Annotated in this window: 10 protein-coding genes and 1 pseudogene; 5 read left to right on the top strand and 6 right to left on the bottom strand. The window is 62.0% G+C overall.

All coding sequences use genetic code 11. From position 1 onward, the window contains the following. Positions 1-187: pseudogene (locus D8U61_RS13435) on the top strand (AEC family transporter); the annotation flags it as partial. 100 nt (positions 188-287) lie between these two features. On the opposite strand, the gene D8U61_RS13430 reads toward D8U61_RS13435, so the two are convergent. From D8U61_RS13430 to gatC, 6 genes are all read right to left on the bottom strand, one after another. Continuing rightward, positions 288-668 (bottom strand): carboxymuconolactone decarboxylase family protein, encoded by a 381-nt coding sequence (locus tag D8U61_RS13430; RefSeq protein WP_024011602.1) that lies wholly within the window; start codon positions 666-668, stop codon positions 288-290. Further along, positions 665-1741, bottom strand: coding sequence for a calcium/sodium antiporter (locus D8U61_RS13425; protein WP_130887421.1), 1077 nt, complete (start codon positions 1739-1741; stop codon positions 665-667). Before D8U61_RS13425 ends, D8U61_RS13430 begins: the two co-directional genes overlap by 4 nt. 31 nt (positions 1742-1772) lie before the next feature. Beyond that, positions 1773-2144, bottom strand: a complete 372-nt coding sequence (locus D8U61_RS13420) for a septal ring lytic transglycosylase RlpA family protein (protein ID WP_024011604.1) — start codon at positions 2142-2144, stop codon at positions 1773-1775. A gap of 218 nt (positions 2145-2362) precedes the next feature. Further along, positions 2363-3808, bottom strand: a complete 1446-nt coding sequence (gene gatB, locus D8U61_RS13415; RefSeq protein WP_016771702.1) for an Asp-tRNA(Asn)/Glu-tRNA(Gln) amidotransferase subunit GatB — start codon at positions 3806-3808, stop codon at positions 2363-2365. A gap of 10 nt (positions 3809-3818) precedes the next feature. Then, positions 3819-5270 carry an Asp-tRNA(Asn)/Glu-tRNA(Gln) amidotransferase subunit GatA gene (gene gatA / locus D8U61_RS13410; protein ID WP_024011605.1) on the bottom strand — a complete coding sequence of 484 codons (1452 nt, stop codon included), beginning with the start codon at positions 5268-5270 and terminating at the stop codon, positions 3819-3821. A 16-nt stretch (positions 5271-5286) separates the two neighbouring features. Continuing rightward, a complete protein-coding gene (gatC, locus tag D8U61_RS13405) occupies positions 5287-5574 on the bottom strand; it encodes an Asp-tRNA(Asn)/Glu-tRNA(Gln) amidotransferase subunit GatC (RefSeq protein WP_024011606.1) in 288 nt (95 codons plus the stop codon). Between the two features lie 211 nt (positions 5575-5785). Here gatC and mreB point away from each other — a divergent pair, with 211 nt between their 5' ends. The 4 genes from mreB (at position 5786) to D8U61_RS13385 (ending at position 9192) form a co-directional block, all read left to right on the top strand. Beyond that, positions 5786-6823, top strand: coding sequence for a rod shape-determining protein MreB (gene mreB / locus D8U61_RS13400; protein ID WP_002555108.1), 1038 nt, complete (start codon positions 5786-5788; stop codon positions 6821-6823). A gap of 140 nt (positions 6824-6963) precedes the next feature. Beyond that, entirely contained in the window at positions 6964-8067 is a 1104-nt protein-coding gene (gene mreC, locus D8U61_RS13395; protein WP_130927094.1) for a rod shape-determining protein MreC, read from the top strand. After that, positions 8067-8558: a rod shape-determining protein MreD gene (gene mreD, locus D8U61_RS13390; protein WP_024011608.1), complete on the top strand. Its 492-nt coding sequence runs from the start codon at positions 8067-8069 to the stop codon at positions 8556-8558. The genes mreC and mreD overlap by 1 nt, the downstream gene beginning before the upstream one ends. Positions 8559-8595: 37 nt before the next feature. Then, on the top strand, positions 8596-9192 hold the full coding sequence (locus tag D8U61_RS13385) for a Maf family protein (RefSeq protein ID WP_130927093.1): 597 nt from the start codon (positions 8596-8598) through the stop codon (positions 9190-9192). Positions 9193-9222: the final 30 nt, after the last annotated feature.

The raw sequence follows: 9222 nt of genomic DNA, 5'->3' as shown, positions 1-9222 counted from the left end.
CGGGGCGGAACTGGGGATTCTGTTTCTCTGCTTTGGCAGCCCGACGGCGGCGGCAAGTTTCGTCATGGCCCGGGCGGCGCAGGGCAATCATGAGCTGGCAGCGGCGATTATCGTGATGACCACGTTGATGGCGGCGATTACCACCAATGTCGGGATCTTTGTGTTGCAGTGGGGTGGGTGGATCTGACCAAGGATTTGCGGTGTCTGCCAGGGCCTCTTCGCGAGCAGGCTCGCTCCCACAGGGAAGCGCATTGCAAATGTGGGAGCGAGCCTGCTCGCGAAGGCGGTCACTGCGGTTTCTGATAACTGTCGATCACTTCCTGCGCCGCGCGAAACGCATCGATCGCCGCCGGCACGCCGGCATACACCGCGCAATGCAGCAGCGCTTCGCGGATCTCTTCCACCGTGCAGCCGTTGTTCAGCGCACCGCGCACATGGCCTTTCAACTCCTGCGGACACTTCAGCGCGGTCAGCGCGGCGAGGGTGATCAGGCTGCGGGTCTTCAGCGGCAGCCCCTCACGATTCCACACCCCGCCCCAAGCGTGTTCATTGACGAAATCCTGCAACGGCTGGGTGAACTCGGTGGCGTTGCCCAGGGCGCGATCAACGAACGCATCGCCCATGACCTGACGACGGATTTCAACCCCGGACTGCTTCGACTCGCTCATGGCACATCTCTCTTGTGGTGTTGGCGACGCCAGGCGCGGATCGACGTGAACAGCAGAAACGTCAGCAGCGCCGGCAGGACATAAAACAGCATCAAGCGCTCGAGTTTGCCGGCCAGCGGCATGCCGGTGGTGAACGACACCACATGCAGTCCGTAGACCAGATACAAACCGAGCAGCAGCAAGCCTTCGGCCCGGGTAACGCGGTAGCCGGAATAGAACACCGGCAAGCACAGCGCCGCGACGCCGAGCATCACTGGCAAGTCGAAATCCAGCGCGTTGGGGGAGACGGAAAGCGGCGTCGGTGCGAGTAGGGCGGTCAGCCCGAGCACCCCGAGCAGGTTGAACAGGTTGGCGCCGATCACGTTGCCCACGGCAATGTCGCGCTGCCCGCGCAACGCAGCGATCAGCGAAGTCGCCAGCTCCGGCAGCGAAGTGCCGACCGCGACCACGGTCAGGCCGATGACCCGTTCGGACAGGCCCAGGTCGGTGGCCACGACCACGGCGGCGCCGAGCAGCAAACGCCCGGCGAATACCAGCATGGCCAGGCCAGCGAGAATCATCAGCACACTGATCAGCCAGGATTGCTGCGTTTCGGTGGGTCGTTCTGTATGAGGTCGCGTCGAGTGTCGCGACTGGCGGAACAACAAGCCAAGGTACAGCGCCAAGGCCCCGAGCAGCAGGACACCGTCGAAACGTCCGAGGTCTTTATTCCAGGCGAGGATGAATACCAGCAGGCTGGCGCCGATCATCAGCGGGATATCGAGGCGCACCAATTGCCGCGACACGCGCAGCGGGATGATCAACGCCGACAGGCCAAGGGTTACGAGGATGTTGAAGATGCCGCTGCCGACCACGCTGCCGACGGCGATGTCCGGGTTGTCGGTCAGCGCCGCTTGCAGGCTCACGGTCATCTGCGGCGCGCTGCTGCCGAGGGCGACGATGGTCAGGCCGATGATCAACGGACGCACGCGCAGGCGCTCGGCCAGACGCACGGCGGCGCGCACCATCAGCTCGGCGCCGATGAGCAAAAGAACCAGGCCGCTGAGCAATTCGATGACGTTGATCAGCGGCAGATCGGCTAGTCCGAAAATGGTCAGCGCTCCATCAGTCGAGGGCCTGCACGCGAACCCGTGCGGTGCCGCTGCGCAGCATGCCGATCTCATCGGCGGCCTCGCGTGACAGATCGATCAGCCGGCCACGGGTGTGCGGGCCACGGTCATTGATGCGGACCACGACTGATTCATCGTTTTTCAGGTTGGTGACCTTCACCCGCGTGCCGAACGGTAACTGGCGGTGGGCGGCGGTCAGGGAATGCTGGTTGAACGCTTCGCCGCTGGCGGTGCGTTTACCGTGATGTTTGGCTCCATAGTAGGAGGCGACGCCGGTCTGGTCGTAACCGTGCGGGTCGATGGTGTCGGTACTGGCGCAACCGGCCAGCAGGGAGAGCAGGGCGCTGCTCAGCAACAGACGCTTCATTCAAAGGTATCCCGGATCAAATGTAGGAGTGACCTGTGGCGAGGGGATTTATCCCCGTTGGACTGCGCAGCAGTCCCAAAACTGAGAACTCGGTTTATCTGGTGCAAATCAAGCTCAGCAATTGGGGCCGCTTCGCGGCCCAACGGGGATAAATCCCCTCGCCACAGGTCCCTTCCACAGGGGATGGAGCCAGGCTTTGGATCTGGCTCCATTGGTGGTCAGCCTTCGAGCTTGCTTTTCAGCAATTCGTTCACCTGCTGCGGGTTGGCCTTGCCTTTCGAGGCTTTCATGGCCTGGCCGACGAAGAAGCCGAACATCTTGCCGCGTTTGGCTTCGTCTGCCGCGCGGTACTGTTCGACCTGTTCGGCGTTGGCCGCGAGCATTTCGTCGAGCACGGCGGAGATCGCGCCGGTGTCGGTGACTTGCTTGAGCCCGCGCTTCTCGATGATCTCGTCAGCACTGCCTTCGCCGTTGGCCATCGCTTCGAACACTACCTTGGCGATCTTGCCGGAGATGGTGTTGTCCTTGATGCGCTGCAGCATGCCGCCCAGTTGCTCGGCGGAAACTGGCGAATCCTCAATGTCCAGGCCCTGCTTGTTGAGCAGGCTGCCCAACTCGACCATCACCCAGTTCGCCGCCAGTTTCGCGTCGCCACCGATGGCCGCGACTTTCTCGAAGTAGTCCGCCTGTTCACGGCTGGTGGCCAGCACGTTGGCGTCGTAAGCCGACAGACCGAACTGACTCTGGAAGCGCTCGCGCTTTTGCGGTGGCAGTTCCGGCAGGGTCGCCCGCACTTCACCGAGGAACGACTCTTCGATGACCACCGGCAGCAGGTCCGGATCGGGGAAGTAACGGTAGTCGTTGGCTTCCTCTTTCGAACGCATCGGACGGGTCTCGTCCTTGTTCGGATCGTACAGGCGGGTCTGCTGGATCACTTTGCCGCCGTCTTCGATCAGCTCGATCTGACGCTGGATTTCCGAGTTGATCGCCTTCTCGATGAAACGGAACGAGTTGACGTTCTTGATCTCGCAGCGAGTGCCGAACTCGACCTGGCCTTTCGGGCGTACCGAGACGTTGCAGTCGCAACGCAGCGAGCCTTCGGCCATGTTGCCGTCGCAGATGCCCAGGTAGCGCACCAGCGCGTGGATCGCCTTGACGTAAGCCACGGCTTCCTTGGCGCTGCGCATGTCCGGCTCGGAAACGATTTCCAGCAGCGGCGTGCCGGCACGGTTCAAGTCGATGCCGGTGGCGCCGTTGAATTCTTCGTGCAGGCTCTTGCCGGCGTCTTCTTCAAGGTGCGCGCGGGTGATGCCGACGCGTTTGACCGTGCCGTCTTCCAGGGCGATGTCCAGGTGGCCTTTGCCAACGATCGGCAATTCCATCTGGCTAATCTGGTAGCCCTTCGGCAGATCCGGGTAGAAGTAGTTCTTGCGGGCGAACACGTTGTGCTGGCCGATCTCGGCGTCAATCGCCAGACCGAACATCACCGCCATGCGCACCGCTTCCTGGTTGAGCACCGGCAGCACGCCGGGCATGCCCAGATCGATCAGGCTGGCCTGGGTGTTCGGCTCGGAACCGAACGTGGTGGAACTACCGGAAAAGATTTTCGACCGGGTGGTGAGCTGAGTGTGAATCTCCAGCCCGATCACGACTTCCCATTGCATGTGTGTCTCCTCAGAAGCCGGTTGGGGTGCGGGTGTGCCAGTCAGTGTTCAACTGATACTGGTGCGCAACGTTGAGCAAACGGCCTTCCTGGAAATACGGCGCGAGCAACTGCACGCCCACCGGCAGACCGTCGACAAAACCGGCCGGCATCGACAGGCCCGGCAGGCCGGCGAGGTTGGCGGTGATGGTGTAGACGTCTTCCAGATAGGCTGCGACCGGGTCGCTGTTCTTCGCGCCGAGTTTCCAGGCCGGGTTCGGCGTGGTCGGGCCGAGGATGATGTCGACTTCATTGAACGCAGCCATGAAATCGTTCTTCACCAGACGACGAATCTTCTGCGCTTTCAGGTAGTAGGCGTCGTAGTAACCGGCGGACAGCGCGTAGGCACCGACCATGATCCGGCGCTGCACTTCCGCGCCGAAGCCTTCGCCACGGGAGCGCTTGTACAGGTCGATGAGGTTTTCCGGGTTCTCGCAGCGATGGCCGAAACGCACGCCGTCGAAACGCGACAGGTTGGAAGACGCTTCTGCCGGGGCGATCACGTAGTACGCAGGAATGGCGTGCTGCATGTTCGGCAGGCTGATTTCCTTGATCACCGCACCGAGCTTCTGCAACTGCTGGATGCTGTTCTGGATCAGCTCGGCAATGCGCGGGTCGAGACCGGCGCTGAAGTATTCCTTCGGCACGCCGATGCGCAGGCCTTGCAGCGACTCGCCGAGGCTGGCGGAGTAATCTGGAACCGGCTCATCGATGCTGGTGGAATCGTTCGGGTCGAAGCCGGCCATGCCTTGCAGCAGGATCGCGCAGTCTTCGGCCGTGCGCGCCAACGGGCCGCCCTGATCGAGGCTGGAAGCGTAGGCAATCATGCCCCAGCGCGAAACGCGACCGTAGGTCGGCTTCAGGCCGGTGAGGTTAGTGAACGCCGCCGGCTGACGGATCGAACCGCCGGTGTCAGTGGCCGTGGCCGCTGGCAACAAACGAGCGGCAACTGCCGCCGCCGAACCACCGGACGAACCGCCCGGTACGTGTTCCAGATTCCACGGATTTTTCACTGCGCCGTACCAGCTCGACTCGTTGGCCGAACCCATGGCGAATTCGTCCATGTTGGTCTTGCCCAGGGTCACGGCGCCGGCAGCGGCCAGTTTCGCGACTACGGTGGCGTCGTATGGAGCCTTGAAGTTGTCGAGCATCTTCGAGCCGCAGCTGGTGCGGATGCCCTGGGTGCAGAACAGATCCTTGTGGGCGATCGGCGCGCCGAGCAGGGCGCCGCTCTCACCGTTGGCCCGGCGTGCATCGGCGGCTTTCGCCTGCTCGATGGCCAGATCCTCGGTGAGGCTGATGAAACTGTTGAGCTGCGGATCGAGCTGGGTAATACGCGCCAGCAGGACTTTGGTCAGCTCTTCGGAGGAAAACTTTTTATCGGCGAGACCGCGGGCGATCTCGGCCAGAGTCATTTGATGCATTGCAGGCTCTTTCCCTTTAGTCGATGACTTTCGGAACCAGATACAGGCCGTTTTCGACCGCTGGTGCGATGGACTGGTAGGCCTCGCGATTATTCGTCTCGGTCACCACGTCGGCGCGCAGGCGCTGACTGGCTTCCAGGGGGTGGGCCAGCGGCTCGATACCGTCGGTATCAACGGCCTGCATTTCGTCGACCAGCCCGAGAATGCTGTTGAGGGCGGAAGTAATGTGCGGAAGATCGGCATCGTTGAGGCCAAGGCAGGCCAGATGCGCGATTTTTTCCACGTCGGAGCGTTCTAGCGCCATCGGGATTCTCCAGTGGAAAACAGAACGGACGGCGTCCGTGTGTTAGATTGTCGGAACACTACCGCACTTCTACGGTCATAAGGCCGCGATTGTGGGGCTTGGTGCACAGAAAAGCGGCCAATTTAACATATTGGCGCCTTGCCCAAAATCCCTGTCGTTGTTAGAGTTTGCCGCACTTTTTTACCCACGCGTTGCCTAGGGTCCCTTTCCCATGTTCAAGAAACTGCGTGGCATGTTTTCCAGCGATCTTTCCATTGACCTGGGCACTGCCAACACCCTTATTTACGTGCGCGAGCGCGGTATCGTCCTGAATGAGCCATCGGTTGTGGCCATTCGGACACACGGTAACCAGAAAAGTGTCGTCGCTGTCGGCACCGAGGCCAAGCGCATGCTCGGCCGTACGCCGGGCAACATTGCCGCCATTCGTCCGATGAAGGACGGCGTGATCGCCGACTTCAGCGTCTGCGAAAAGATGCTGCAGTACTTTATCAACAAGGTTCACGAAAACAGTTTCCTGCAGCCCAGCCCTCGTGTGCTGATCTGCGTTCCATGCAAGTCCACCCAGGTCGAGCGTCGCGCCATCCGTGAATCGGCCCTTGGCGCCGGTGCCCGTGAAGTGTTCCTGATCGAAGAGCCGATGGCTGCTGCGATCGGTGCCGGCCTGCCAGTTGAAGAAGCGCGCGGTTCGATGGTCGTGGACATCGGTGGTGGTACCACCGAGATCGCCCTGATCTCCCTGAACGGTGTGGTCTACGCCGAATCCGTACGTGTCGGCGGCGACCGTTTCGACGAAGCGATCATCACCTACGTGCGCCGCAACTACGGCAGCCTGATCGGTGAATCCACCGCTGAACGCATCAAGCAGGAAATCGGTACGGCCTACCCGGGCGGCGAAGTGCGCGAAGTCGATGTTCGCGGTCGCAACCTGGCCGAAGGCGTTCCACGCGCATTCACCCTGAACTCCAACGAAGTGCTCGAGGCTCTGCAAGAGTCGCTGGCCACCATCGTTCAGGCGGTGAAAAGCGCGCTGGAGCAATCGCCGCCGGAACTGGCTTCCGACATCGCCGAGCGTGGCCTGGTGCTGACCGGTGGTGGCGCGCTGCTGCGTGACCTCGACAAGTTGCTGGCTCAGGAAACCGGTCTGCCGGTGATCGTTGCCGAAGATCCGCTGACTTGCGTTGCTCGCGGCGGTGGCCGTGCGCTGGAAATGATGGATAAGCACACCATGGATCTGCTTTCGAGCGAATAAGCTTCGAATGCAATACGTGGGTGAACGCACAGGCAGCACTTTGCAGTGCTGCCTGTTGGCGTTTATCTTCTGTCAGTCTTCATCCAGGCCGGTTTGATGCCGTATGAATAAACAGAACATTTGCCTGGGAGGAGCGGCTTATTAAACCGCTTTTCACCAAAGGCCCTTCGTTGGGCGTGCGCCTGTTGGTGCTGGCCGTGCTCGCGGTCGCGCTGATGGTGGTCGATGCACGTTTCGACCTGCTCAAGCCCGCGCGCAAGCAAGCGTCGCTGGTGCTCATGGATGCCTACTGGATCACTGACCTGCCCGGCCGCTTGTGGGAAGGGGTCGCCAGTCAGTTCGGCAGCCGCACCGAGCTCGTCGCCGAAAACGAAAAACTCAAGACCGAAAACCTGCTGTTGCAGGGACGCATGCAAAAGCTCGCGGCCCTGACCGAGCAGAACGTTCGGCTGCGCGAGTTGCTCAACTCCTCCGCGCTGGTCAATGAAAAGGTCGAAGTGGCCGAGCTGATCGGCATGGATCCCAACCCCTTCACCCATCGCATCATCATCAACAAAGGTGAGCGCGACGGCGTGGTGCTCGGCCAACCGGTGCTCGATGCACGCGGGCTGATGGGCCAGGTGGTTGAATTGATGCCGTACACCTCGCGTGTCCTGCTGCTGACCGACACCACCCACAGCATTCCGGTGCAGGTGAACCGTAACGGTCTGCGCGCGATTGCCAGCGGCACCGGCAACCCGGAGCGCCTGGAATTGCGTCATGTCGCCGACACGGCGGACATCAAGGAAGGCGATCTGCTGGTCAGCTCCGGCCTCGGCCAGCGATTCCCGGCCGGTTATCCGGTGGCCACGGTAAAAGAGGTCATCCACGACTCCGGCCAACCGTTCGCCATTGTCCGTGCGGTACCGACCGCCGCCCTGAACCGCAGCCGCTATCTGCTGCTGGTGTTCAGCGACAGCCGCACCGCCGAGGAACGCGCCAATGACGCCGCCCAGGCCCAGGAACAGCTTGATGCCCACGGCGGCGGCCCGATGTTGCCGGCCAGCGTGCCGAAACCGTTGATCATGCCTGCCACGCCGCCGACCGCTACCGCAGCGCCGGCCACTGAAGCCGCAGCGCCTGCCGCCACGCCGGCCAAGCCCGCCGCGAGCAAACCGCCCGCTGCCGCTCCGGCCGCTGCCAAACCGCCTGCCGCGAGCAAACCACCGGCGAAACCGCCAGCGACTACCGGGGGACGAGAATAATGGTCGGCGCGAAAAAATCCGGAAACGGCTGGATGATCTGGCTGACATTCTTCGTTGGCATCCTGCTCAGCGTTTCACCGTTGCCTATCTTCATGGAAATCCTTCGCCCGCTGTGGCTGGCCTTGCTCGTGACCTTCTGGGCGCTGTACATGCCGCACACGGTCGGCATGGTCACGGCGTTCTGTCTGGGGCTGGCCGAAGATGTCCTGCAGGGCGACTTGCTCGGACAGAACGCGCTGATCCTGACCCTGATTACTTTCCTCGTGTTGTCATTGCAGCAGCGCCTGCGCATGTTCCCGATGTGGCAGCAGTGTCTGGTGATCCTGGTGATCTTCGGCCTCGCACAATTGGCGCAACTGTGGCTCAGCGCTCTGACCGGCAACCGTCAGCCAACCCTGGCGCTGGTCTTGCCGGCGCTGGTCAGTGCCTTGCTCTGGCCGTGGGTCAGCTTCGCCCTTCGCGGGATGTGCCGACGCTACAGAATCTATTGAGCCGGTGAAGCAGGGCACTGAACAGGGAGATGTTTTGATGAAACTGCTTTACCTCGCCTCCGGCTCACCGCGCCGCCGTGAATTGCTCACGCAGATCGGCGTGCAGTTCTCCGCCATCAGCGCGGACATCGACGAAACCCCGCTTCCTGAAGAATCCCCATCGGCCTATGTCGAGCGCCTCGCGCGTGGCAAGGCTGAGGCCGGGCGCCGCTCGGTCGTCTCTGACCAGCCGTTCTGCGTGCTTGGCGCCGACACCGCTGTGGTACTCGACGGCAAAATACTTGGCAAACCGGTGGACGAAGCCGACGCATGCGCCATGCTGATGATGTTGTCCGGCAGCGAACACGAAGTGCTGACCGCCATCGCCGTGCTTGAAGGTGAGCGCTGCGAGTCGCGGGTGGTGCGCAGTCGCGTGCGTTTTCGCAGCATCAGCCGCGAAGAGGCCGGCGCCTACTGGGCCAGTGGCGAACCGCGCGACAAGGCCGGCGGCTATGGCATTCAGGGCCTGGGTGCGGTGTTTGTCGCCGGGCTCGAGGGTAGCTATTCGGCGGTGGTCGGCCTGCCGCTGTGCGAAACCTGCGAGGTGTTGGGCCATTTCGGCATACCCTGTTGGCAAAACCTGAACACGCCCTGAGCGTCGTACGAATCCAGATGCGGCCACTAT

It is taken from the genome of Pseudomonas sp. Sample_14, assembly GCF_004307515.1.
In the GTDB taxonomy this organism is placed as follows: Bacteria; Pseudomonadota; Gammaproteobacteria; order Pseudomonadales; family Pseudomonadaceae; genus Aquipseudomonas; species Aquipseudomonas atacamensis.
The sequence above is the reverse complement of the archived record's forward strand: the minus strand, read 5'-3'. Positions and strand labels throughout refer to the sequence as shown.